Below are 22,038 nucleotides of genomic sequence, written 5' to 3'. Positions count from 1 at the left end.
GTGGTTCCGACAGCCGAGTCCGTCGGATGGAAAGTTTAAGGGCCGAACCGGCGGTACCTTCGATACCTTCCTCTCTATGCACGACGACGGCTACGACCACACGGCGGTCGAACGACGGTGGCAGGAGGCGTGGGACGACGCCTCGGTGTATCGAACGCCCGACGACGTCTCCGACCCGACGTACGTCCTCGGCATGTATCCCTACCCCTCCGGACAGCTCCACATGGGCCACGTCCGCAACTACACGATTACGGACGCCTACGCCCGCTACCGGCGGATGCGCGGCGACGACGTGCTCCATCCGATGGGGTGGGACGCCTTCGGCCTCCCCGCCGAGAACGCCGCCAAGGAGCGGGATACGAACCCCCGCGACTGGACCTTCGACTGCATCGACACCATGCGCGGACAGATGGAGTCGATGGGCTTCGGCTACGACTGGGACCGCGAGGTCACGACCTGCAAGCCCCGCTACTACAAGTGGAACCAGTGGCTCTTCCGCCGGTTCGTCGAGGAGGACCTCGCCGAGCGCAGAGACGCCGAGGTCAACTGGTGTCCCTCCTGTGAGACGGTGCTGGCCGACGAGCAGGTCGAAGGCGACGCCGAACTCTGCTGGCGCTGTGACACACCCGTCGAACAGCGCGAACTCGAACAGTGGTTCCTGAAGATTACCGACTACGCCGACGAGTTGGTCGACGACATCGACGACCTCGAAGGCTGGCCCGACTCCGTCCGGCAGATGCAGCGCAATTGGATCGGACGGCAGTACGGGACCCAGCTTGAATTCGATATCGAGGACCACGGCCCCGTCGAGGCCTTCACGACCCGCGTCGACACCATCTTCGGCGCGACGTTCTTCGCGCTGGCACCGGACCACCCCATCAGCCAGCAGTTGGTCGAGGAGGACGAGGCCGTCCACGAGTTCGTCCACCACGAGGCCGACCCCGACGGCGACGAACCCAACGGCGTCGAGACGGACCTGACCGCCACGAACCCGGTCACCGGCGAGGAGATTCCGGTCTTCGTCGCCGACTTCGTCCTCTCGGACGTCGGGACCGGCGCGCTGATGGGCGTGCCCGCCCACGACAACCGCGACCACGACTTCGCCGAGAAGATGGGCGTCGACATCGACCCCGTCATCGCGCCGAGCGAGGACGAGGTGCCCGACGTCAGCGAGGAGGCCTACACCGACGACGGCGTGCTGGTCAACTCCGGCGAGTACAGCGGCCTCGACAGCGAGACGGCCCGCGAACGCCTGAACGAGGACATCGACAGCGCCGAACTCGACACCCAGTACCGCCTGCGCGACTGGGGCATCTCCCGACAGCGCTACTGGGGGACGCCGATTCCGGTCGTCCACTGCGAGGACTGCGGCCCCGTGCTGGTGCCCGAGGAGGACCTCCCCGTCGAACTGCCGGAGTTCATCAACACCACCGGCAATCCCCTCGACGCCGCCGAGGAGTGGAAGCAGACCACCTGTCCCGACTGCGGCGCCGAGGCCACGCGCGAGACGGACACGATGGACACCTTCGTCGACTCCTCGTGGTACTTCCTGCGCTACGTCTCGCCGGACCTCGACGAGGCGCCGTTCGACCTCGACCGTGCCAACGACTGGATGCCCGTCGACCAGTACGTCGGCGGCATCGAACACGCCGTGATGCACCTGCTCTACAGCCGCTTCGTCACGAAGGTGCTGGCCGACACCGAGGGGCTCGAACACCGCGAACCCTTCGAGAACCTGCTGGCACAGGGGATGGTCCAACTGGAAGGCGAGAAGATGTCCAAATCGAAGGGCAACGTCGTCTCCCCGCAGGCCATCGTTGAGGAGTACGGCGCCGACACCGCCCGCCTGTTCATGATGCAGGCCGCCCAACCGGAGCGGGACTTCGACTGGACCGACGAGGGCGCCCGCTCGGCGTACGCGTTCCTGACGCGGCTGACGGACACCGTCAAGGATTTCGCGGACGGCGAAATCAAGACGACTGACGACCCCGGTTCAGTCGCCGGGTACGTCGACGACGAGACCGAGGCCGCCGTCGCCGTCGCCACCGAGGAGTACGACGACCTGACGTTCAACACCGCCCTGCGGGAGGCCCAGGACCTCGTCGGCACGCTCCGGCAGTATCGTGACTATACTGCGGTCGACCCCGATACCTTCGAGCGCGGACTGGAGACGGCGCTCAAACTGCTGGCGCCGGTCACGCCACACATCGCCGAGGAACTGTGGGACGAGTTGGGCTACGATGGCTTCGCGGTCGACGCCGAGTGGCCCGACACCGAGGCCGACCGCGAAACCGCCGAACAGCGCCGTCGCCTCGTCCAGAACACCCGCGAGGACGTCCGGGAGATCAGCGACGTCGCCGACATCCCAGACCCCGAGCGCATCGACATCGTCGTCACGCCCGAGTGGAAGTACGACGCGCTGAACATCGCCATCGACAGCGACGCGCCGAACCTCATCGGCGAGTTGATGCAGCACGACGATATCAAACGCCACGGCGACGCCGCCGCCTCCTACGGACAGGACCTGCAGGCGAACCGCGAGGCCCTCCAGGAGACGCTGGACCCCGAGACCGAATACGATGCCCTGCAATCGGCGGCGTGGCTGGTCGAACGCGAGTTCGACGCCGAGGTCCGGGTGCTGACCGCGGAAGAAGCCCCCGACGACGTGGCGAACAAGGCCGAACCCGGCCGGCCCGCCATCGACATCGAAGAGTAGACCGCCGAACCGTTTTTCCGGCCCGCCCACGAGCCCGAGCTCGTGGGCGAATTCGCCGACGAGGTTGCCGACAACCTTCGGGACGCCTTAGCCGACCGTCTCGACAGCCACGCGTGGGCGACCGAACGCTACATCGGCCGGACGCCGGTTGACGTGGTCGGCGAGGGCGAGCCCCTGCTTCTGGTCGAACTCGAATGGCGGCGCGCGGACCCCTCCAACAACACGGTCAAACTGTTCCGCCATCTCGTCGAAGACAATTTCGACGGCGGTGAGGTCCATCTCGTGCAGTTGTTCTCCCGCTATTACGACCTCCAGTCGGGCGGCGTCTCCTCGAAGCGGGCAAACGCGGAGTTCGTCGGCAAGCGGGTTCCGATGACCGTCGACGACGTTACCTACACGCCGTTGACACTGGCGGTCGACCCGCCCAAACGTGGCGGCGAGCGGCCTGACGGCTGGCGCGAGGCCGTCGATTGGGCCGCCGAGCGCATCGAGAGGGCGGTTCGACGGCCGGAGTCGTGACTCGGAGAGGTTTATAAATAATCGAAGGGCCGCGTCCCCCTACGTCGACAGTTGGTCGTGTTGCCAGCCGGGGTCCTCGCCCGTCCGCTCGATGAGGTCGGCCCGGCAGGCCGGACAGTAGTCGGGCACCGTCGATTCGCTCCGGGGGACGTACACCGCGCCGCCACACTCCACGCACGCATCCGCGACGATGGTCGCACAGTCCGCGCAAACGTTGAAGTCGTCGACCGTCAGATCGCGCAGCGGTTCGAGTTGTTTGTCCAGTGTATACTCGTCGATGACCGTCTGACAGCGCTGGCACGGTTTCATGGCGATGCGCCTAGTCACATGATACCACACCGTAAATACCTGTTCCCACCGGAAATCGCCACCGGGCTAGCGAACTCGGCCGCCGAGAACGGCCGAAAACTGATATTCGGCAACGGAGGGTCCGTGGTACCTCGACTCTCGGAAGGGTTATCCCTCGGTCGGCCATACGTTTGTTTGTAATGGCAAACGGTAAGGTTGACTTCTTCAACGACACTGGCGGCTACGGTTTCATTTCGACTGACAGCGACGACGTGGACGACGACGAGGACGTTTTCTTCCACATGGAGGACGTCGGCGGCCCGGACCTCGAAGAGGGTCAGGAAGTCGAGTTCGACATCGAATCATCCCCCAAGGGACCCCGCGCGACGAACCTCGTCCGCAACTAATAACGAATTCCGCCCGTCGCTGATACCGATGGTCGCGATTCCGTTTTTCAGACGACTACACGCATAGCGGGAGCGCTCCCGGTTTATGCGCTTTTTCGACGTCGCTTATAAGGATACGAGACCGTCGTCGAGCATGTCCATCAGGACGTCTCGAGCGTGGCCGTCCGCCGAGACGCCAGTGTAGACGCGCTGTATCTCCCCGTCGGCCAGCACGAACGTCGTTCGCTCGGCGCGGCCGTCGTGGTCCCGCGGAACGCCGAAGGCCGTACAGAGGTCGCCGTCGGGGTCCGCCAGCAGGTCGTAGTCGGTGCCCTCCCGCTCGGCGAACTCCCAGTGGGAGTCGATGTCGTCCGTCGAGACGCCGTAGACGGTCACACCGGCGTCTTCGTAGGCGTCGGCCTCGCGGGAGAACTGGTCGGCCTGTGTCGAACACCCCGGCGTGCCGTCCTCGACGTAGAAGTAGACGACCGTCGGGGCATCGATATCGGGAGCGACCGTCTCACCGTGTTGGTTCGGCGCGTCGATATCGGGGGCAGGGTCGCCAGCGTTGAGCATACCGACGCTTGGGTGCGAGACGGGTTAGTTGATTCCCCCATGAGAGCTACAACGATTCGGCGGTGACATACCTGTGCGCCCGCCACGCGGTATCGACCGCCGCTGTGACGACCAGACCGAGAACGCCCAGATCGACTGCTATTGTCACCGAAGCAACCGGGGCGCCGAGTGCGAGGGCCGCCACGACGACCACCGCGACCGTCGCGCCGACGGGTACGACGGCAGCACGTCCGCGTCCGGGTTGTGGGGTGATGCGGTTGGCCCGGTCGACCGCTCGGGGCAGCGACGTCGGCGAATCGAGGACGACCGCCGGCACGACGAACGCCTCACAGCCGACGACCACCTCGTTCGGTGCTACGTCGTCCTCCGAGAGCACGCGCTCGGCCAGCGGCCCGACGGCGACACGGGTCTTCAGCCAGCGAGCCAGCGGGACGGCCGCGTCCCGCACCGCCGCCAGCGAGTCGCCGGTCGTCGCCGTTTCGCCGCGGGCCCGCCGGCCGACGGCGTAGGCGACGCCCGCGCCGAAGGGGTACCAGACCAGCGCCACCACGGCGGCCAGCGCGAGGAGCGCAACGAGATAGAGCAGTCTGCTGAAGCCGCCGAGAAAGAGCGGGTGCGCGGTCATCGCGCTCGCGCGGACGAGCATCGCCAGTCGCCAGCCGACGGCGAAGACGGCGCCGACGGCGACCGCACCGAGCAGCGTACAGCCGACGGCCGCCCGCGAGCCCAACAGCGCGCGTAGTCCCATACAGGCGCCCTACTCGTGTTGTCGGGAAAAAGCCCGTGGCGGTCGCGGTCGCTTAGAACTCGTCGTCCGGCGTCGGGACGCCCTCGTCGGGGTCGTCGAGTTCCTCGAAGGTCTCCCGAAGTTCGCGGATGCGGTCGCGGATGTCCGCGGCGAGTTCGAATTCGAGGTTGTCGGCGGCTTCTCCCATTCGGTCTTCGAGGCGCTCGATGAGTGCTTCGGCCTCCTCGACGGAGTCGGCCTCGACGCCGGCGACGCCATCCGTATCCGTCTCGGCGCCGGGCAGGTTCGTCTCGCCCACTTCCTTCTCGATGGTTCGCGGTTCGTGGCCGTGTTCCTCGTTGAACTCCCGCTGAATCCGGCGACGGCGGCGCGTCTCCTCGATTGCGGATTGCATCGAATCGGTCTCGTCGTCGGCGTAGAGGACGACCGTGCCGTTGACGTTTCGGGCCGCCCGGCCCATCGTCTGGACGAGCGTCGTCTCCGAGCGGAGGAAGCCCTCCTGGTCGGCATCGAGGATGGCGACCAGCGACACCTCGGGGATGTCCAGTCCCTCCCGGAGGAGGTTGATGCCGACCAGCACCTGAATCTCGCCGAGACGGAGCGACCGGATGAGTTCGTGGCGTTCGAGCGTGTCCGTCTCGTCGTGCATGTAGGCGACGTCGATGCCGGCACCTTCCAGATACTCCGTGAGGTCCTCGGCCATCCGCTTGGTGAGCGTCGTCACCAGCACGCGCTCGTCGTCGGGCGTGTTCTCGATGCGCTCCAGCACGTCCTCGACCTGTCCTTCCGCGGGCGCCACCTCGACTTCGGGGTCGACGAGGTAGGTGGGCCGGACGATTTGCTCGACGATTTGAGCCGAATGCTCCCGCTCGTAATCGCCCGGCGTCGCCGAGACGTAGAGCGTGCGGTCCGTTTTCTCCTCGAACTCCTCGAAGGTGAGCGGGCGGTTGTCGTAGGCCGTCGGCAGGCGGAAGCCGTTCTCGACCAGCGAGTCCTTCCGGGATTTGTCGCCCTCGTACTGGCCCTTAATCTGCGGGATGGTCTGATGGGACTCGTCGATGACCGTCAGGAAGTCGTCGGGGAAGTAGTCGAGGAGCGTGTACGGCGCGTCCCCCGACTCGCGGTCGGACATGTGGACCGAGTAGTTCTCGATGCCCGAGCAGTGGCCCGTCTCCCGGAGCATCTCGATGTCGAATGTGGTCCGCTCCTCGATGCGCTGGGCGGCGACCATGTCGCCCTGCCGCTCGAAGTACCGGACGCGCTGTTCCATCAGGTCCTCGATCTCCCCGATGGCGCGTTCGAGGCGCCCTTCGGGAATCGAGTAGTGTTCGGCCGGGTGGACCAGCGCAGCGGGTTCCTGCGAGACGACGTCGCCTTTCAGCACGTCGACCTTCATGATGCGGTCGATTTCGTCGCCCCAGAACTCCACGCGGAGGGCGTGGCGGCCGTACATCGGATAGACCTCGACGGTGTCACCGCGGACGCGGAAGGTACCCTGCTGGAAGTCGACGTCGTTGCGCTCGTAGTTCAGGTCGACCAGCCGTTTCAGGAGGTCGTCGCGACCCATTTCCTGACCTTGCTCCAGTCGGAGGGCCATGTTCTCGTAGTTCGCCGGGTCACCGAGGCCGTAGATGGCCGACACCGAGGCGACGACGATGACGTCGTCCCGGGTCAGAAGGGAGCGCGTCGCCGAGTGGCGCAGGCGCTCTATCTCCTCGTTGATGGACATGTCCTTGTCGATGTAGGTGTCGGTCTGCTCGACGTAGGCCTCGGGCTGGTAGTAGTCGTAGTAGGAGACGAAGTACTCGACGGCGTTGTTCGGAAACAGGTTGCGGAACTCCTCGTAGAGCTGGGCCGCGAGCGTCTTGTTGTGCGCGAGGACGAGCGTCGGCTGCTGGAGGTCTTCCAGCACCCACGAGACGGTGTTGGTCTTGCCGGACCCCGTCACGCCCAGCAGGGTCTGCTTTTCGGCCCCGCTCTCGTAGCCCTCGACCAACTGCCGGATGGCGTCGGGTTGGTCGCCCGCGGGGTCGAACGGCGCGTCGACCTCCAGCGGGCGGTCGAGGTCGGGACGGTCAGGCTGGAGTGGCCCGGTGTCGCTCATTATCCGAACCTAGTCGTCAGGACACTTGAGGCGGACGGTTGGAACGGCTTCCGGTCGTCGCCCCGCCGGCCGATGACGGCCGGCTACGCCCCACAACCGTCCGTCGATGGCGCACGTCAGCGGCCGACCGCCCGCGAAGTGTTGTCCGGAACCACGTCATTATAAGCAGGCCGCACCCACCCACGCACATGACCGTCGAAGTTCGCCTCGTCGGCCCCGAAGACACGGAGATTCGGCAGTTCGACGCCGAAGCGGCCGACCGGCTGTGCCGGTCGACGAGCATCGAACTGCTCCGGGCGCTGGCCCGCGAGGAACCGACCAGCATCCGCGAGGCCGCCCGACTCGTCGAACGGGACGTACGGCAGGTCCACGACAACCTCTGGAAACTCGGCGAACTCGGTCTGGTGGCGTTCGACCGCAGCGGCCAGTCACACCGGCCGTACGTCACCTACGAACGAATCGAACTGGAAATCGACCTGTAGTCGGCATTCGTCGGCCGGCCGTCCGGCGTTCACGAGGGCCACACCGGCCAACCCGCAAACTCAAGTGTGCTTGCACGAATCCAGCCATAGTGACTCGACTCGTCCTGTGTGCCGGTTCGACGCGGACCGCCGCCATCGACAGCATCAGCGCCGCCGGCGCCGACGCCGACCTGATGGCACATACCCCGAGCGCCGACGCCGAGATTCTGACCTACGGCGCGCCGGTCCGGGCGCCCGTCGTCCCCGTCTCACCGACCGGCTGTCCGACACCCGCCGTCATCACCCGCGCCGTCGTCGACCGACTCGACATCGAGACCACCGTCGTCGACGCCGGCCTCACGGAACCGACAGCTGCGCCGACCGTCACCGTCGGCGCCCGCGTCGGTGACGACATCCGGGAACGCGACCCCGTCCCATCCGCACCCGGCGCCTTCGCCGCCGCCCGCCAGTTCGGCCGAAAACTGCCGGACGACGAACTATTCCTCGCGGAAACGGTGCCCGGCGGTACGACCACCGCCCTCGGTGTCCTCACCGCCCTCGGCGAGGCCGATATCCTCGGACGCGACGAAGGTGCCGTCTCCTCGTCGTTGCCGGAGAACCCGCTGGACCTGAAGCGGCGGGTGGTCGACGAGGCCCTAGAGGCCTCCTCGCTCGAACCCGGCGAGGCCGCCGACGAACCGCTCGTCGCGCTCCGGCGGGCCGGCGACCCCGTGTTGGCCGTCGTCGCCGGCATCGCCGCGGGCGCACTCGAAACCGACACCGCCGTCACCCTCGCCGGCGGGACGCAACTGGTCGCCGCCGCCGCGTGTCTCCGCCACCGCGGCTACGACGGCCCCCTCGGGTTGGCGACGACCTCCTTCCTCGATGCCGACCCCGCCGTCGACCTCGACCGCGCGGCCGCCGCACTGGACCTCTCGGTGACGGTCACCGACCCCGGGTTCACCGACGACCACCCCGCGATGGCCGCCTACGAGCGCGGCGAAGCCAAGGAAGGCGCCGGCATGGGCGGCGCGCTCGCGCTGGCCGACCGGGCGAACCTGCCGATGGCCGACGTGCGCGCGGGGTTGCGCGAAGTCTACGACGACCTGCTCGCCGACGCCGACGAGCGAGCGCCCGAGCCATGAGGGGCCTCGTCCTCGCCGGCACCGCCTCGGGCGTCGGTAAGACCGTCGGGGTCGTCGACCATTTATAAAACGAAGCTCACTCCCCGAGGCCGACCAACCGCTCCTTGTCGGCCCGCGAGAGCTCTTTGATCTCGTATTCGCGGCTCATCGCGGCTGATTTCGACTCGAAGGACTCCGTGTGGACCAACTCGACGGGCGTCCGACCGCGGGTGTATTTCGCGCCGTCGCCGGCGTCGTGTTCGCGGACCCGGCGCTCGACATCGGTGGTGTAGCCGGTGTACAGCGACCCGTCGGCACATTCGAGCACGTAGACGTAGTGGGAATCGCTCGCGGTCACGGCTCAGCGATAAAACGAGGGCACCCTGTGTTTAATACACAGTTCTACGGCCGCACGGCCGTCACTCGTACGCACGTTCTCGGGACACTTCGGCGATGCCGGCGTTCGCAGAGCAGTTCGGACACGCATGGACGCGCCCGCCTTCGTCCGCGAACACTCGGGCGAACCGGTCCGAGATGTGCGCATCACAGTGGTCACACCTGGGCATTCTGGCCGCCGACGCGGGTATTCCTTGTCGGCACCGGTAGTAGGGGGTCGAGACATTAATACCCTCGGTAAGGGGAAACACGGCACTCGGCGGCGTGATACCCGGTCTGACGTCGTTTCGCCACCAGTCATCCCTCGGTTCGGGCCGCCGAGACCGACCGCGCGATGAGGCCCGCCTGCGCGCCCGCGGCAAAGCCGGCGTCGATGTTGACCGCCATGATGGGCGTACAGGACTGCAACATTCCGGCTAACGCCGCCTCGCCGTCGCCACCGTGGCCGTACCCCGAGGAGACCGGCAGACCGACGAGCGGCACGTCGACGAGGCCGGCGATGACAGTCGGCAGGGCGCCCTCCCGGCCGGCGGCGACGACGAGGGCGTCGACTCCCCGAATCGCGTCGATGTTGTCGAACATGCGGGCGATACCCGCCACACCCACGTCCTCGATTCGCTCGACGGTCGCGCCCATCTCCTCGGCGACGGTGGCGGCCTCGCCGGCCGCCTCGGCGTCGACGGTGCCGGCGGTGACGACGCCGACGGTCGCATCGAGGTCCGGCGGGTCGTAATCGGACCCGTGGACGACGAGCGTGCGGGCGCGTTCGTGGTAGTCGACGTCCGCCTCGGGGAACTCGTCGGCCAGAAGCGACCGACAGGCGTCGGCGCTATCGATGTCCGTTCGAGTCACGAGGGCGCTGTCGGTCGTTTCGACGGCCGTGACGGTCATCGCCGCGACCTCGGCGGGCGTCTTCCCCTCGGCGAAGACCGCCTCGGGAATCCCCGTCCGGGCCTTGCGGGCCGCGTCGAACCGGCCCGCCTCGGTCCGGGCGTAGCCGCGGAGTTCGGCCTCGGCCGCCGTCGGCGAGAGTTCGCCGTCGGCGACCGCGTCGAGTATCTCGCGCATATCCCGACGTTCGCCTCGATGGCAAGGAACCTGTCGGGTCGCGACCGCGCGCGAGCGCCTCCGACCCGGACCCGCCGCGGACCGCGACCGGCCCTTCGGATACACGGCCACAAACGGTAAATAAAGGACCCCGTCCGATGCGGAATCCCTCCCGATTTTTCACGGCTAAACGGCCGGTAGAAGCGGCGAAACCGCTCGTGATTGGGAACTTATATAAATCCCCCCTGACAAACCGGGTCTGTATGGCAGACCTGATCGTCAAAGCCGCTGTGAAGGAAGCGCTCGATGACATGAACGTTGCCTCGGACTTCTACAACGCCCTCGACGACGAAGTCGAGGAACTCCTCGAAGACGCCGCACGTCGCGCCGAAGAGAACGACCGCAAGACGGTCCAGCCGCGCGACCTTTAAAACGTCGAGACCATCACCGTTTTTTTTTTTGCGCGCTACGCCCGATAGCCGCGGGTCTCGCGTCCCCTGCGACAGTCGCGTGCCGCTATCGCTCGGTCACGTCGACGCCCGTCTCCGTGCCGACGTGAATCTCGTCGGCGAGGTCGACGAAGAGGCCGTGTTCGACGACGCCGGGAATCCCCGCGAGGTCCGCAGCCAGCGCCGCCGGGTCGGCTATCGCGCCGAACTCGCAGTCGACGACGAGGTTGCCGTTGTCGGTGACGACGGGGCCGTCCTTGCGTTCGGCGTCCCGAAGCGTCGGCGACCCGCCGAGGGTTTCGAGGTCCGCCGAGACCACGGGTTCGGCGTCGGGCAACACCTCGATGGGCACCGGAGCGTCCAGCGTCGCCGCCAGTTTCGTCCCGTCGGCCACCACCAGAAAGCGGTCGGCCGCGGCGTCGACCAGTTTCTCGCGAGCGTGGGCCGCGCCGCCGCCCTTTATAAGGTCGAAGCCGGCCACCTGGTCGGCGCCGTCGATGGCGATATCGGGCGTCGCCTCCGCCAGTGAGACGAGCGGAATCCCGGCCTCGCGGGCCGCCTGCCGGGACTCGTAGGAGGTCGGAATCCCCCGGATGTCGAGGCCCGAATCGACGCGTCGACCCAACTCGCGGATGGCCGTGGCGGCCGTCGACCCCGTCCCGAGGCCGACGACGGTCCCGTCGTCAACGGCGTCGGCGGCGCTTTCGCCGGCCCGGCGCTTCTGTTCGTCCGTCCCGCCGGTTCGTTTCATGTGCGCGTCTCGCGTCGATACAGGAAAAGCCCTTGCGGTACCGAGGCTGACGGACGACCATGAAGTGTACCTACTGCGGGAGCGACCTCTCGACGTACGACCCCGTCTTCGTCGAGGAGACGCGGGACGGCGAGCGCGTCGAGGCCGGCGCCTTCTGCAACTACGCCTGTCTCGATTCCCACATCGACGAGGCCGAACTCACCTACGGTGATGCCTGCGAGTGGTCGCCCGACGGATAGGCCCCACACGGGACGGATATCGTTTTCATGGCGGCCGCCGACTCTCGGGATATGTTCGGAACGAGCGGCATCAGGGGACCGGTCGGTGACGAGGTGACCGCCGACCTCGCGCTTCGGGTCGGCCGCGCGCTGGGCGCCGAAACCGACCGCGTCGTGGTCGGCCGCGACCCCCGCGAGAGCGGCGAGTTGTTGACCGACGCGCTCGCGGCGGGCCTCCGGGAGACCGGCACCGACGTACTGGACCTCGGCCTCGCGGCGACGCCGACGGTCGGCCGCGCGGTCGTGTGGGAGGGCGCCGACGCCGGCGTCTCGGTGACCGCGAGCCACAACCCGCCCGAGGACAACGGCATCAAGCTCTGGCAACCCTCGGGACAGGCCTACGACGAGGTCGGCCGCCAGCGCATCACCGAGCGTATCCGGACCGACGACCCCGACCTCGAAGCGTGGAACGCGCTGGGCGACCGGACGAGCGCCGAGGCCGCAGAGCGCCACGTCGAGGCGCTGGTCGATACGGTCGACGGGTCGCTCGACCGCTCAATCGTTGTGGATATCGGCAACGGGGCTGGCGGCGTCACCGTCGACGCGCTCGTCGAGTTGGGCTGTGACGTCGAGACGCTGAACGCCCAACCGGACGGCCGCTTTCCGGGCCGGCCATCCGAACCGACCGCCGAGAACTGCGAGGCCCTCGCGACGCTGGTCGGCGAGGGCGACTACGACCTCGGTATCGCCCACGACGGCGACGCCGACCGGATGCGCGCGGTCGCGGGCGACGGCACCTACCTCGCCGGCGACACCCTGCTGGCGCTCTTTGCGGCCGACGCGGCCGAATCGGGCGAGCGCGTGGCGATTCCCGTGGATACGAGCCTTGCCGTCGAGGACTTCCTCGCCGAGCGCGGCGTCGACGTGACTCGGACGCCCGTCGGCGACGTCTACGTGGCCGAGGCGGCGACCCAACCGGACGTGGCCTTCGGCGGCGAGCCCTCCGGCGCGTGGATTTGGCCCGAGGCGACGCTGTGTCCCGACGGCCCGCTGGCGGCCGTTCGGGTCGCCGCGCTGGCAGCAGACGAACCGCTCGAATCCCGCATCGAGGCGATTCCGAGCTATCCAATCCGGCGGGCGAACGTCGAAACCGACGAGAAGGAACGAGTGATGGCCGCCGTCGAGGAGCGCGTGCTGGCCGACTACGAGTCGGTCGAAACGCTGGATGGCGTCCGGGTCAGCACCGACGATGGGTGGTTCCTGATTCGCGCCAGCGGGACGCAGCCACTGGTTCGGGTGACCGCGGAGGCCCGCGAGGCCGAGGCGGCCGAGGCGCTACTGGAGACTGCGCGGGAGTTGGTGGAAAACGCCCGATAACCGCCGGGCAGGAAGGGTAGTTAGAAATCGAGGCCAGTCACGTACGACGCGTCGAGCGCGCCTCGCGAACGTCCGACCCGTCTCGAATCTTGTCTTCGCACTGCGGGCAGACGCGCGGATTCTCGATTCCGTTCGGCGTGAAAACCCGAGCGTACGCTGCCGTCACGAACGCGCCACAGTTCTGGCATTCCGGCATATAGGAACCGTTGGACCACACACACATAATAATAGTGTGGCAACACGTATCGCACAGGCGGCCGCCTCGGGGCCGAAAACGCCGAATTTCGAGAATCAGCAGAGCGACAGCAACGCGTCGACGTCTTCGGCCGTGTTGAACGCGTGGACCGACGCCCGCACCGCACCCGAAGGCAAGGGCCGGACGACGACGCCCTCGGCGTCGGCGGCCTCGACGAACGCCTCGGCATCGCCCTCGACATCGAAGGCGACCAGTCCCGACTCGTAGTCGGCCGGCGAGAGACACCGCTCGCCCAGTCCGTCCTTGAGGCGGTCGGTCAGTCGCTCGATGCGCTCCTCGATTCGGCCCATTCCGATATCCTCCAGCGTCTCGATAGCCTCGATAAGCCCGGCATACGGCGCGACCGCGGCCGTCGACACCTCGAAGCGGCGGGCGTCGGGGTGGAACTCCAGACCCTCGCCGGTCGGGTCGACGGTGCTCCGGTAGCCGATGTGACGCGGTTCGAACGACGACAGCGACTCCGGCCGGACGTAGAGGTAGCCGGCGCCCCACGGCCCGAGCATCCACTTGTGGCCCGAGGCACAGACCGCGTCGGCGCCCCATTCGCGGACGTCGACCGAATGTTGGCCGACCGACTGGACGGCGTCGACGACCACCAGCGCGCCCGCGTCGTGGGCGATATCGACCGCCTCCGCGACCGGCAGGCGCGTCCCGTGGAGCCAACTCTCGGAACTGAGACAGACCAGTTTCGCCTCGGCGACGGCCTCCTTGTACGCGTCCATCGGCAGGCGGCCGTCGGGACACGGCAGGGTGACGACCTCGACACCTTGGTCGGCGAGGCGTCGCCACGGCAACACGCCCGAGGGGTGTTCGAAGTCGGTCCGCACGACCCGGTCGCCGGCCTGCCAGTCGACGGCGTTGGCGACGCGACTGATGCCGTCGCCCGTCGAGGCGACCAGCGCGATATCGGTCGGCCGACAGCCGAGATGGCCGGCCAGCGTCTCGCGGGCCGCCTCGCGCAACTCGGCGTCGGCCTCGTAGTGGCCGACCGAACAGGCCTCGAACTCCTGGCGTCGCTGGGCGGCGTCGACGGCCTCGACGACGCGCTCGGGACTCGGCCCGCTCGCACCGGTATTTAAGTAGACACAGTCGTCGCAGGCGGGGATGTCAGCACGCAGGGCTTCCGGGTTCATATTCCGGCCTTCGGCGGCCACCGTAACGGTGTTTGGGGCGTTGGCAATCCGGGACGACAGTTCGTATCAGAGACCCAAAACGCGCATACGCCACCCGACCGAACAACCTCCCATGCCCACGGTGACGACCGACGGAACGACCATCCAGTACGAAACGGAGGGCGACCCCGACCGGCCGACGGTCGTCTTCGTCCCGGACACGGCGACGGGACCGTGGCTGTGGGGCTGGCAGGCGCCGGGATTGGCGGGCACCCATCGGACGGTCGTCTACGCTCAGCGGGGAACCGACGGCTCCGACAGCGACGGCCCGTATACGGTCGACCGACTGGCGGCGGACCTCGAAGCCGTGTTGCGGGACGCCGACGTCAGGAACGCCCACGTCGTCGGCGCCGGCCTCGGCGGGATGGTCGCCCTTCGGTACGCCCGTGAATACAGTCGCGCGCGCTCGCTGACGCTGTTCGGCGTCCCACCGACGGGAGATGCCATCGATGCCGACGCGCTGACGGGCCTCCACCCGTCGGACCCAACGCGCATCCGCCAATCGCTCAGTCTCGCCTTCACCGAGCGGTTCCTCGCGGAGACCGGACTCACTGACGACATCGTGAAATGGCGCAAAGACGAGGACGCCGTCGGCGACGCGCGCACCGGCCACATCGACGCCGCGATGGGGTTCGATGCCGGCCCGATTTACGAGGTCGGCCTGCCGACGCTGGTGTGCCACGGCGTCGACGACCCCGTCGTCCCGCTGTCGGTCGGCGAGGAACTGGCGGCGGACCTGCCGCGCGGGCGCTTCGAGGCCGTTGAGGGGAAGCGATGGTGTTTCGTCGAGCACTCGGCGGCTGTGACGGACGCGATAGCCGAGTTCGTCGAGGAAAGCGACGCTACCGGCGTCTGAGCGGCCGTTCGGCCGTTTCGAGGGCGTCATAGACCGCCGCGAGCGTTCCCGCTGACGCCCGCTTTTTAAGTATGGAGGCGGTAGCCACGCTCGATGCGACCCCGAATCGCGCTGTTGGACGCCTCCCACGACGACCCGAACACGCCACGGAACTTCTGTCGGGAACTCGACGCCGACGTGGCTCGGTTCGACGTCGTCGACCGGGAGTTCCCGGACCACGAGGCCTTCGACGGCCTCGTCGTCACTGGCTCTCGGGCCTCGGTCTACTGGGACGAACCGTGGATCGACGAGACGCGCGCCTTCGTTCGGGACGCCCTCGACTGTGGGCTCCCGGCACTCGGGGTCTGTTGGGGCCACCAGTTGCTCGCCGACGCGCTCGGCGGCACCGTCGAACCGATGGGCGAGTACGAACTCGGCTACCGGACGGTCCGACACTCGGGCGCGGACATCTTCGATGGCGTCCCCGAGGCCTTTACCGTTTTCACGACCCACTCGGATGCCGTAACGGAACTGCCGGCGGACGCCGAGCTAATCGCCGAAAACGACTACGGGATTCACGGCTTCCGCCACGGGAACGTCTACGGCCTCCAGTCCCACCCCGAGTACGACCCGGAAACCGCCGAGGACGTCGTCCGCGGGAAGGACCACCTCCCCGAGGAGCGCATCGAGTCGGTCTGTGCGGGGATTACGGACGAGGCCTACGACGACGCTCGGCCGGCCAAGAACGTCTTCGATAACTTCTGTCGGACCGTTCGGCGAGGGCGGGCCGCGCCCGCCGACGATTAGATTCCCCGGCCGAATCGGCGGTCGGCCCACAGCAGCAGTTGCTCGGCGCCGACCAGCGCGACGACCGAGCCGACGATGACTGCACCCTCGAAGGGCGTCGACAGCAGGCCCAAGGAGACGATGAGCGTCGTCGCACACGCGGGCGCGTGCCGGAGGTCGGTCGCGAGCATCGCCCACGTCGTCAGCCCGACCGAGACGACGCCCGCGACGGCGATGCGGAGCCCCGAAAGCGAGAAGGCGGGTGCGGGGTCGGTGGCGACGAGCCCCGTCGCGAGCGCGTGATAGGCGAGCAGGCCCGCGAGGACGCCGATGACGTGCCCGCCGACGACGCGCGAGACGTTCGTCTCCTTTTCGGCGCCCAACGCGAGGACGTAGGCCGTCGGCCCGAGGCTGGGGAACAGCGCCGGGTAGCCGCTGGCCCACGCGATGAGACCGACCGTGACGATGAGGCCGCCCGCGTGGAGGCTCCGTCGAACCGACTCCATACGCCCCTCTCCGGTGGTCTGCCTTTTCGGCCTGTCGAATGTGTCCGGTAGCCCCGTCCGACCGCTCGACCGACCCTCCCGCCGCATCCCAACACGTGACCTGTTTGGGATAGTTTTTGTGTACCTCTCCCTATGGGACGCATATGCTAGACTACGTGGGTCTCGAAGGGGACCTCAACGAGGAAGAGCGCATGGTCCGGGACACCGCCCGGGACTTCGTCGAGGAGAAGTTCAAGCCCGACGTCGGCGACCACTGGATCGAGGGCACCTTCCCCACGGACCTGATTCCCGAGATGGGCGAACTCGGCTTCTACGCGCCCAACCTCGACGGCTACGGCCTGCCGAACCTCAGCGAGAAAGCCTACGGCCTCCTGATGCAGGAGTTGGAGGCCGGCGACTCCGGCCTCCGCTCGATGGCCTCCGTGCAGGGCGCCTTGGTCATGTACCCGATTCACGCCTACGGCTCCGAAGAACAGAAGGAAGAATACCTCTGGGACCTCGGCGCGGGCGAGAAGGTCGGCTGTTTCGGCCTCACCGAACCCGAACACGGCTCGAACCCCTCCGCGATGGAAACCCACGCCGAGAAAGACGGCGACGAGTACGTCCTCAACGGCGCTAAGACGTGGATCACGAACTCTCCGATTTCGGATGTGGCCATCGTCTGGGCCAAGGACCGCTCGGACGACGACACAGTTCGCGGCTTCCTCGTCGATACCGACAAAGACGGCGTCACGACCAACAAAATCGACGAAAAGCTCTCGCTTCGCGCCTCGATTACGGGCGAGATTGCCTTGAACGACGTCCGCGTCAACGAAGACGACGTCCTACCGGGCATCGAAGGGATGGGCGGCCCGCTGTCGTGTCTCACGCAGGCCCGCTACGGCATCGCCTGGGGCGCCATCGGCGCCGCGCGTGACTGCTTCGAGACGGCCCGACAGTACGCCACCGACCGCGAGCAGTTCGGTGGGCCCATCGGTCGCTTCCAGCTTCAGCAGGACAAACTCGCCGAGATGGCCACCCAGATTACGCTGGCCCAACTGCTGGCCCACCGGCTTGCGGACCTCAAAGAGCGCGGCGACATGCGCCCCCAGCACGTCTCGATGGCCAAACGCAACAACGTCCGCATGGCCCGCAACCAGTCGCGTATCGCCCGCGAGATGCTCGGCGGCAACGGCATTACGGCGGACTACTCGCCGATGCGCCACATGACCAACCTCGAAACCGTCTACACCTACGAGGGCACCCACGACATCCACACCCTCATCCTCGGCGAGGACCTCACCGGTCTGCAAGCGTATCAGTAAGCCGCAGGGCCGCCCTTTCTACTCCAATGCCTCGAAGGTCCGTTCGGCCCACCGGACCGCGAAAGCCGCGCCATGTTCCTTGTAGGCCGCCGAATCCAGCGCGTCGAACGGTTTCGGGACCTCGACGTCGTGTTTCACGGTCGCACAGGCGAGTTCCGCGGCGTCGGGAAAGCCGGTCCGGCCCGACGCGACATCCGAGGAAAGTCCCGACAGTCGCGGTTCCAGCCGTTCGCCGGCGTCGACCCACTCGTCGTGGAGTCGGTCGTATTCGCCGCCCCACGCCGCGAACGTCTCGCGCGTATGGAGGCCGACGTAGGCGTCGAACAGCGCCGCCGCGAGTTGGTAAGTGTCGGCCGACCCGAGCGGGACCGCTTCCGAGAGGTCGGCGTAGCCCTCCTCGAAGAAGCCGAGGAAGTGTTCCGGGAGGTCGGTTCCGATCTCGACCAGCGCCTCGGCGACGAGGAAGTCGATAAAGCCCGCCGGCGAGCCTTCGAGGCGTGGTTTGACGAACACGGTCGGCGGAGTGGTCTGTCGGGTCCACGCGACGCCGCCGTCGCCGGGCGCGCCGACGGTGAACTCGTCGCTGGCGATGCGATGGAGTGTTTCGGGTGCGTCCGCCGGGACCCACGACTCGGGATAGGAAAGCGGGTCGATGCCGTCGACGACCGCCAGCAGGTTCTCGGCGACCGAGGGCGGCAACGTCCCGAAATCGCCCTCGCTGTCGAGGACGAGCGCGTCCGGGGCGTATTCGTCACGCACCGCGGCGAGGTCGCCCGACAGCTCTCGGCGGTCGAACATCAGCCCGCGATGATGGCGCCGAGCAGGACGACGGCGAGAACGGCCGATACGCCGATGGTCCCGAGCACGACTTTGGTGGCCTGACTCATATCTCGGAGTTCCGCCGGAGGGCGTTTAAAGGCTTCCAGTTCGGTCGCGACGGCGGAATTATGTGCCGGCCCGCAGAGGCCGGGATATGGACCGCCGCCGCGTTTCGACTGGAACCGAATGGGAGCCGAAGGTCGGCTACTCGCGAGCAATCCGCGTGGGGAATCGCGTCCTCGTGTCGGGGACGACGGCGACTGACGACGACGGAAACCCGGTCGCGCCGGGCGACCCGGAAGTCCAGACCCGTCGCGCACTCGAAATCATCCGGGACGCGCTCGAAGAGGCCGGCGCAGCCCTCGAAGACGTCGTTCGCACGCGCATGTACGTCACCGACGCCGACGACTGGGAGACCATCGGCGAGGTTCACGGGGAGTTCTTCGGCGAGATTCGTCCCGCCGCGACGATGGTCGAAGTCTCCGGGCTCATCGGCCCCGAGTACGTCGTCGAAATCGAAGCCGAGGCCGTCGTCCCTGCGGATGCGTAACGTTCTCCATGTGAAACGGAGGGGTTAGCAAGGATAGACAGTATTTATAGGCAGAAAATCGGTGGTAAGGCGAGTGTCCACCGAGGTTCGGCCAGTAAGACAAAAAATGAAGATTGCATCCGCGAGAGGGGGTTCGAAGAACCCCTTCGAAGCGGTTCGCCGCGCGACCGCAGGGAGCGCGGGACCAAGGGCCGACTGTAAGGAGGCCCGCCGTGTCTTTTTCATGAAAGTTTTTGCCGGCGCGGCTTCGCCGCGCCGTGTAAAAAGTTTCAATCGAAACGAGCCTGCACGAACGGTTGTGCGTCCTCGACTTCGCCGACCCGCGAATCGGAGAGGAGGACGGCCTCGGTTTCGTCGAGGGGGACGGAAAGGCTGATTTCCTTGGTGCGGCCGTAGCGGCCCTTGGAGACGACGACGGCGTTGACGATGCCGAGCATGTCGAGTTCGCTGATGAGGTCGGTGACCCGCCGTTGGGTGAGAACGTCGGCATCGATTTCCTGGGCGAGGCGCTTGTAGATGTTGAACACCTCGCCGGTGTTGATGTTGTGGACGCCGTTCTTCTCGAGGAGGATGATGGCATAGAGGACGAGTTTCGACTGGGTGGGGAGGGTGCGGACGACCTCGACCACGCGGTCGAGTTCGATCTTCTCCTGAGCGTGGCGGACGTGCTTTTCGTCGACGGTTTCGGTGCGGTCGCGTTCGGCGAGTTCGCCGGCCGTCCGAAGGAGGTCGAGCGCCCGGCGGGCGTCGCCGTGTTCCTGGGCGGCGAAGGCGGCACAGAGGGGGATGACGTCCTCCGAGAGCGTGTCGGATTTGAAGGCGATTTCCGAGCGGTGCTGGAGGATATCGCGGAGTTGGGTGGCGTCGTAGGGCGGGAAGACGATTTCCTCCTCGCCGAGGCTGGATTTGACGCGGGGGTCGAGGAAGTCGGTGAACTTCAGGTCGTTGGAGATGCCCATGATGGAGACCCGGGAGTTGTCGAGTTCCGAGTTCATCCGCGAGAGGTTATAGAGGGTGTCGTCGCCCGATTTCTCGACGAGTTTGTCAATCTCGTCGAGCATGATGACGACCACGCGCTCGTGGTAGTCGACGGCGTCGAAGAAGGTCTGGTAGACGCGGTCGGTCGGCCACCCCGTCATGGGGACGGGTTCGAACTCCTCGAGGTCGTCTTCGAGGTCGCCGATTTCGGCCTCGACCTCGGCGACGTTGTCGAACTCGCTGTCTGCGAGGACCTCGGGGTCCTCGGCGGCCTCGTCTCGAAGGGTGCTGAGGTCGTCGAGGCGCTCTTCGATGTACTCCTTGTTCTTGTCGATGAACTTGTTCGCGAGTTGCGCGAGCACGCGATACTGGGTGTCGGTCACCTCGCAGTTGATGTACTCGACCTCACAGGGGACCTCGTACTTCTGGGAGGTCGTCTCCAGTTCCTCGGAGACGAACTTCGCGCTCGCCGTTTTTCCGGTCCCGGTCTTGCCGTAGATGAGGATGTTCGAGGGGGTATCGCCCCGGAGCGCCGTCACGAGGATGGTCGCCATGTTGTTGATCTGCTCCTCGCGGTGGGGGAGTTTGTGCGGCGTGTAGGACGGGCGAAGAACCTCCTTGTTCTCGAATATCGGCTCGCCTTCGAGGAGGTCGTCGAAGAGGCCCCGAGAGGCCTCATCCGTCTCGCCCTCGGATTCGGTATCGAGGTCGAGGTCCTCGAGGTCGACGTCGCCGGAGAAGCCATCGACGTTGGTACCGGCAGGCGTATCGCTTTCCACGAGCGCGTCGGCGGTTTCGTCCACTTCCGGCGTCTCGGCGGTCGCTATCTCGCGGTCCGACGTCCCCGCTGCCGACGAAGACCCCTCCGTTTCGACTGGAGAATCAGCAGACTGCGAGCCAATATCAGTACTCGTATCACCGGACTGTTCGCCGCCGGAACTCCCCTCGGTGTCCTCGGCTTCGGCCGGGTCTATCGGGGCCGTCGATTCGTCAGTCGACGGCGGGCCATCCGCCTCGTCGCGCTCCGACTCGTCCAGGTCCGAACCGCCGTCCTCGGAGGCGGCGTCGTAGCTGTCGCCGGTGGCGTCCGTACTGGCGTTCGATTCGTCGTTCATATCCGCGGGTGAATTACCGTCCGTCATTCGTTCATATACCCCTCCGTTTCACGTGGAGACCCACCGCGCGACGACCGAACGGGTCGAAGACAGTCGGTAGGGACCCGTTACCTCGAATCCGTTTGAAACCGGTCGTCCAGTTGATGCAGAGGAACCGATGGTGCATTATCGTAATAAGCGTTGCGGTGATAGACAGGAAATCGAAGGATAGCAGCCGGATTACCCGGGTTACTGAGTGTTGAACCGTCCCATGACGGCTGTTCGCTAATGGGTCAGCCACCGCTCGACGAGAGGGTACTGAGCAGTAGATCGAGGGGTCCACTGGCTCGGTCGCGAGGAGCTGCCAGCGATAACCCGAACCAGTCGGCATCACGGGTCCCGAAACTCGTGGGAAGTCGGGTTCCAGTTGATGCACGGGAAGCGGAGGGGAGTACCCCCACACCCCTTCGTTTCGGGTGGAGTGGCGAAAAGGCGGGTGGGGGTGTCGGAGGTGAAAGTGACCGTCTAGTATAGTAACGCTTATACAGTTGGTAGTAAAACCAAAGCCGCACTAGAAG

Annotated in this window: 26 protein-coding genes; 12 read left to right on the top strand and 14 right to left on the bottom strand. The window is 66.7% G+C overall.

Going from position 1 to position 22,038, the window contains the following annotated elements:
• Positions 1-76: 76 nt before the first annotated feature.
• Positions 77-2,716, top strand: a complete 2,640-nt coding sequence (gene leuS, locus U5914_RS14925; RefSeq protein ID WP_336136546.1) for a leucine--tRNA ligase — start codon at positions 77-79, stop codon at positions 2,714-2,716.
• A gap of 42 nt (positions 2,717-2,758) precedes the next feature.
• Positions 2,759-3,235 carry a hypothetical protein gene (locus U5914_RS14920; protein ID WP_336136545.1) on the top strand — a complete coding sequence of 159 codons (477 nt, stop codon included), beginning with the start codon at positions 2,759-2,761 and terminating at the stop codon, positions 3,233-3,235.
• Positions 3,236-3,274: 39 nt separating this feature from the next.
• Here the strand turns inward: U5914_RS14920 and U5914_RS14915 are convergent, their stop codons facing one another.
• Complete coding sequence (locus U5914_RS14915) at positions 3,275-3,544, bottom strand: DUF7571 family protein (RefSeq protein ID WP_336136544.1); 270 nt, start codon at positions 3,542-3,544, stop codon at positions 3,275-3,277.
• A gap of 179 nt (positions 3,545-3,723) precedes the next feature.
• On the opposite strand from U5914_RS14915, the gene U5914_RS14910 reads away from it, so the two are divergent.
• Positions 3,724-3,930: a cold-shock protein gene (locus U5914_RS14910; RefSeq protein ID WP_254838248.1), complete on the top strand. Its 207-nt coding sequence runs from the start codon at positions 3,724-3,726 to the stop codon at positions 3,928-3,930.
• A gap of 105 nt (positions 3,931-4,035) precedes the next feature.
• Here the strand turns inward: U5914_RS14910 and U5914_RS14905 are convergent, their stop codons facing one another.
• Genes U5914_RS14905 through uvrB form a run of 3 tightly spaced genes read right to left on the bottom strand, consistent with a single transcriptional unit; the run spans position 4,036 to position 7,337 of the window.
• Positions 4,036-4,485, bottom strand: coding sequence for a peroxiredoxin (locus tag U5914_RS14905; protein WP_336136543.1), 450 nt, complete (start codon positions 4,483-4,485; stop codon positions 4,036-4,038).
• Between the two features lie 46 nt (positions 4,486-4,531).
• Positions 4,532-5,233 carry a hypothetical protein gene (locus tag U5914_RS14900; protein ID WP_336136542.1) on the bottom strand — a complete coding sequence of 234 codons (702 nt, stop codon included), beginning with the start codon at positions 5,231-5,233 and terminating at the stop codon, positions 4,532-4,534.
• Between the two features lie 52 nt (positions 5,234-5,285).
• Positions 5,286-7,337 (bottom strand): excinuclease ABC subunit UvrB, encoded by a 2,052-nt coding sequence (uvrB, locus tag U5914_RS14895; protein WP_336136541.1) that lies wholly within the window; start codon positions 7,335-7,337, stop codon positions 5,286-5,288.
• A gap of 188 nt (positions 7,338-7,525) precedes the next feature.
• Between uvrB and U5914_RS14890 the strand changes: the two genes are divergently transcribed.
• The gene (locus U5914_RS14890; protein WP_336136540.1) at positions 7,526-7,819 is read left to right on the top strand and encodes an HVO_A0114 family putative DNA-binding protein; all 294 of its coding nucleotides are present in this window, start codon (positions 7,526-7,528) and stop codon (positions 7,817-7,819) included.
• A gap of 89 nt (positions 7,820-7,908) precedes the next feature.
• Positions 7,909-8,943: a nicotinate-nucleotide--dimethylbenzimidazole phosphoribosyltransferase gene (locus tag U5914_RS14885; protein ID WP_336136539.1), complete on the top strand. Its 1,035-nt coding sequence runs from the start codon at positions 7,909-7,911 to the stop codon at positions 8,941-8,943.
• Between the two features lie 76 nt (positions 8,944-9,019).
• On the opposite strand, the gene U5914_RS14880 is transcribed toward U5914_RS14885, so the two are convergent.
• The 3 genes from U5914_RS14880 to larB all read right to left on the bottom strand — a co-directional run bounded on the left by U5914_RS14880 (position 9,020) and on the right by larB (position 10,386).
• Positions 9,020-9,280, bottom strand: a complete 261-nt coding sequence (locus U5914_RS14880; RefSeq protein ID WP_336136538.1) for a GIY-YIG nuclease family protein — start codon at positions 9,278-9,280, stop codon at positions 9,020-9,022.
• 61 nt (positions 9,281-9,341) lie between these two features.
• On the bottom strand, positions 9,342-9,488 hold the full coding sequence (locus U5914_RS16915) for a DUF7563 family protein (protein WP_418766778.1): 147 nt from the start codon (positions 9,486-9,488) through the stop codon (positions 9,342-9,344).
• 127 nt (positions 9,489-9,615) lie between these two features.
• Entirely contained in the window at positions 9,616-10,386 is a 771-nt protein-coding gene (larB, locus tag U5914_RS14875; protein WP_336136537.1) for a nickel pincer cofactor biosynthesis protein LarB, read from the bottom strand.
• 242 nt (positions 10,387-10,628) lie between these two features.
• Here larB and U5914_RS14870 point away from each other — a divergent pair, with 242 nt between their 5' ends.
• Positions 10,629-10,796, top strand: coding sequence for a DUF1931 domain-containing protein (locus U5914_RS14870; protein WP_332323135.1), 168 nt, complete (start codon positions 10,629-10,631; stop codon positions 10,794-10,796).
• 85 nt (positions 10,797-10,881) lie between these two features.
• Here U5914_RS14870 and rpiA read toward each other — a convergent pair whose 3' ends face one another.
• Positions 10,882-11,565, bottom strand: coding sequence for a ribose-5-phosphate isomerase RpiA (rpiA, locus tag U5914_RS14865; RefSeq protein ID WP_336136536.1), 684 nt, complete (start codon positions 11,563-11,565; stop codon positions 10,882-10,884).
• Positions 11,566-11,624: 59 nt separating this feature from the next.
• Between rpiA and U5914_RS14860 the strand changes: the two genes are divergently transcribed.
• A complete protein-coding gene (locus U5914_RS14860; RefSeq protein ID WP_336136535.1) occupies positions 11,625-11,804 on the top strand; it encodes a hypothetical protein in 180 nt (59 codons plus the stop codon).
• Positions 11,805-11,855: 51 nt separating this feature from the next.
• Positions 11,856-13,160, top strand: coding sequence for a phosphoglucosamine mutase (glmM, locus tag U5914_RS14855; RefSeq protein WP_336136534.1), 1,305 nt, complete (start codon positions 11,856-11,858; stop codon positions 13,158-13,160).
• Between the two features lie 37 nt (positions 13,161-13,197).
• On the opposite strand, the gene U5914_RS16910 is transcribed toward glmM, so the two are convergent.
• Positions 13,198-13,356, bottom strand: coding sequence for a DUF7563 family protein (locus U5914_RS16910; RefSeq protein ID WP_418766777.1), 159 nt, complete (start codon positions 13,354-13,356; stop codon positions 13,198-13,200).
• A gap of 95 nt (positions 13,357-13,451) precedes the next feature.
• A complete protein-coding gene (locus tag U5914_RS14850; protein ID WP_336136533.1) occupies positions 13,452-14,549 on the bottom strand; it encodes an aminotransferase class V-fold PLP-dependent enzyme in 1,098 nt (365 codons plus the stop codon).
• 112 nt (positions 14,550-14,661) lie between these two features.
• On the opposite strand from U5914_RS14850, the gene U5914_RS14845 reads away from it, so the two are divergent.
• On the top strand, positions 14,662-15,444 hold the full coding sequence (locus U5914_RS14845; protein WP_336136532.1) for an alpha/beta fold hydrolase: 783 nt from the start codon (positions 14,662-14,664) through the stop codon (positions 15,442-15,444).
• A 93-nt stretch (positions 15,445-15,537) separates the two neighbouring features.
• Positions 15,538-16,230, top strand: coding sequence for a type 1 glutamine amidotransferase (locus U5914_RS14840; protein ID WP_336136531.1), 693 nt, complete (start codon positions 15,538-15,540; stop codon positions 16,228-16,230).
• Here U5914_RS14840 and U5914_RS14835 read toward each other — a convergent pair.
• Positions 16,227-16,715: an HPP family protein gene (locus U5914_RS14835; RefSeq protein ID WP_336136530.1), complete on the bottom strand. Its 489-nt coding sequence runs from the start codon at positions 16,713-16,715 to the stop codon at positions 16,227-16,229. The two genes, U5914_RS14840 and U5914_RS14835, sit on opposite strands and share 4 nt — an antisense overlap.
• Before the next feature lie 143 nt (positions 16,716-16,858).
• On the opposite strand from U5914_RS14835, the gene U5914_RS14830 reads away from it, so the two are divergent.
• Complete coding sequence (locus tag U5914_RS14830) at positions 16,859-18,019, top strand: acyl-CoA dehydrogenase family protein (RefSeq protein WP_336136529.1); 1,161 nt, start codon at positions 16,859-16,861, stop codon at positions 18,017-18,019.
• A gap of 18 nt (positions 18,020-18,037) precedes the next feature.
• On the opposite strand, the gene U5914_RS14825 is transcribed toward U5914_RS14830, so the two are convergent.
• Both U5914_RS14825 and U5914_RS16905 read right to left on the bottom strand, forming a co-directional pair.
• On the bottom strand, positions 18,038-18,817 hold the full coding sequence (locus U5914_RS14825) for a DUF7089 family protein (protein WP_336136528.1): 780 nt from the start codon (positions 18,815-18,817) through the stop codon (positions 18,038-18,040).
• The gene (locus U5914_RS16905; RefSeq protein WP_418766775.1) at positions 18,817-18,906 is read right to left on the bottom strand and encodes a hypothetical protein; all 90 of its coding nucleotides are present in this window, start codon (positions 18,904-18,906) and stop codon (positions 18,817-18,819) included. Before U5914_RS16905 ends, U5914_RS14825 begins: the two co-directional genes overlap by 1 nt.
• 86 nt (positions 18,907-18,992) lie before the next feature.
• On the opposite strand from U5914_RS16905, the gene U5914_RS14820 reads away from it, so the two are divergent.
• Positions 18,993-19,388, top strand: a complete 396-nt coding sequence (locus U5914_RS14820) for a RidA family protein (protein WP_336136527.1) — start codon at positions 18,993-18,995, stop codon at positions 19,386-19,388.
• A 269-nt stretch (positions 19,389-19,657) separates the two neighbouring features.
• Here U5914_RS14820 and U5914_RS14815 read toward each other — a convergent pair whose 3' ends face one another.
• Entirely contained in the window at positions 19,658-21,481 is a 1,824-nt protein-coding gene (locus tag U5914_RS14815; RefSeq protein ID WP_336136526.1) for a Cdc6/Cdc18 family protein, read from the bottom strand.
• Between the last annotated feature and the right edge of the window lie 557 nt (positions 21,482-22,038).

This window comes from Natronomonas amylolytica, assembly GCF_037031205.1.
In the GTDB taxonomy this organism is placed as follows: domain Archaea; phylum Halobacteriota; class Halobacteria; order Halobacteriales; family Haloarculaceae; genus Natronomonas; species Natronomonas amylolytica.
This window is presented reverse-complemented; position numbering and strand designations above follow the sequence as displayed.

Excerpts from the sequence above, each read along its gene's own strand:
- U5914_RS14905 (WP_336136543.1), bottom strand. The coding sequence starts at position 4,485 with ATGCTCAACGCTGGCGACCCTGCCCCCGATATCGACGCGCCGAACCAA.
- U5914_RS14860 (WP_336136535.1), top strand. The coding sequence starts at position 11,625 with ATGAAGTGTACCTACTGCGGGAGCGACCTCTCGACGTACGACCCCGTC.
- rpiA (WP_336136536.1), bottom strand. The coding sequence starts at position 11,565 with ATGAAACGAACCGGCGGGACGGACGAACAGAAGCGCCGGGCCGGCGAA.
- U5914_RS14845 (WP_336136532.1), top strand. The coding sequence starts at position 14,662 with ATGCCCACGGTGACGACCGACGGAACGACCATCCAGTACGAAACGGAG.
- U5914_RS14915 (WP_336136544.1), bottom strand. The coding sequence starts at position 3,544 with ATGAAACCGTGCCAGCGCTGTCAGACGGTCATCGACGAGTATACACTG.
- U5914_RS14820 (WP_336136527.1), top strand. The coding sequence starts at position 18,993 with ATGGACCGCCGCCGCGTTTCGACTGGAACCGAATGGGAGCCGAAGGTC.
- leuS (WP_336136546.1), top strand. The coding sequence starts at position 77 with ATGCACGACGACGGCTACGACCACACGGCGGTCGAACGACGGTGGCAG.
- larB (WP_336136537.1), bottom strand. The coding sequence starts at position 10,386 with ATGCGCGAGATACTCGACGCGGTCGCCGACGGCGAACTCTCGCCGACG.
- U5914_RS14835 (WP_336136530.1), bottom strand. The coding sequence starts at position 16,715 with ATGGAGTCGGTTCGACGGAGCCTCCACGCGGGCGGCCTCATCGTCACG.
- U5914_RS16910 (WP_418766777.1), bottom strand. The coding sequence starts at position 13,356 with ATGCCGGAATGCCAGAACTGTGGCGCGTTCGTGACGGCAGCGTACGCT.
- glmM (WP_336136534.1), top strand. The coding sequence starts at position 11,856 with ATGTTCGGAACGAGCGGCATCAGGGGACCGGTCGGTGACGAGGTGACC.
- U5914_RS14825 (WP_336136528.1), bottom strand. The coding sequence starts at position 18,817 with ATGTTCGACCGCCGAGAGCTGTCGGGCGACCTCGCCGCGGTGCGTGAC.
- U5914_RS14900 (WP_336136542.1), bottom strand. The coding sequence starts at position 5,233 with ATGGGACTACGCGCGCTGTTGGGCTCGCGGGCGGCCGTCGGCTGTACG.
- U5914_RS14840 (WP_336136531.1), top strand. The coding sequence starts at position 15,538 with ATGCGACCCCGAATCGCGCTGTTGGACGCCTCCCACGACGACCCGAAC.
- U5914_RS14890 (WP_336136540.1), top strand. The coding sequence starts at position 7,526 with ATGACCGTCGAAGTTCGCCTCGTCGGCCCCGAAGACACGGAGATTCGG.
- U5914_RS14815 (WP_336136526.1), bottom strand. The coding sequence starts at position 21,481 with ATGAACGACGAATCGAACGCCAGTACGGACGCCACCGGCGACAGCTAC.
- U5914_RS14830 (WP_336136529.1), top strand. The coding sequence starts at position 16,859 with ATGCTAGACTACGTGGGTCTCGAAGGGGACCTCAACGAGGAAGAGCGC.
- U5914_RS16915 (WP_418766778.1), bottom strand. The coding sequence starts at position 9,488 with ATGCCCAGGTGTGACCACTGTGATGCGCACATCTCGGACCGGTTCGCC.
- uvrB (WP_336136541.1), bottom strand. The coding sequence starts at position 7,337 with ATGAGCGACACCGGGCCACTCCAGCCTGACCGTCCCGACCTCGACCGC.
- U5914_RS16905 (WP_418766775.1), bottom strand. The coding sequence starts at position 18,906 with ATGAGTCAGGCCACCAAAGTCGTGCTCGGGACCATCGGCGTATCGGCC.
- U5914_RS14870 (WP_332323135.1), top strand. The coding sequence starts at position 10,629 with ATGGCAGACCTGATCGTCAAAGCCGCTGTGAAGGAAGCGCTCGATGAC.
- U5914_RS14910 (WP_254838248.1), top strand. The coding sequence starts at position 3,724 with ATGGCAAACGGTAAGGTTGACTTCTTCAACGACACTGGCGGCTACGGT.
- U5914_RS14850 (WP_336136533.1), bottom strand. The coding sequence starts at position 14,549 with ATGAACCCGGAAGCCCTGCGTGCTGACATCCCCGCCTGCGACGACTGT.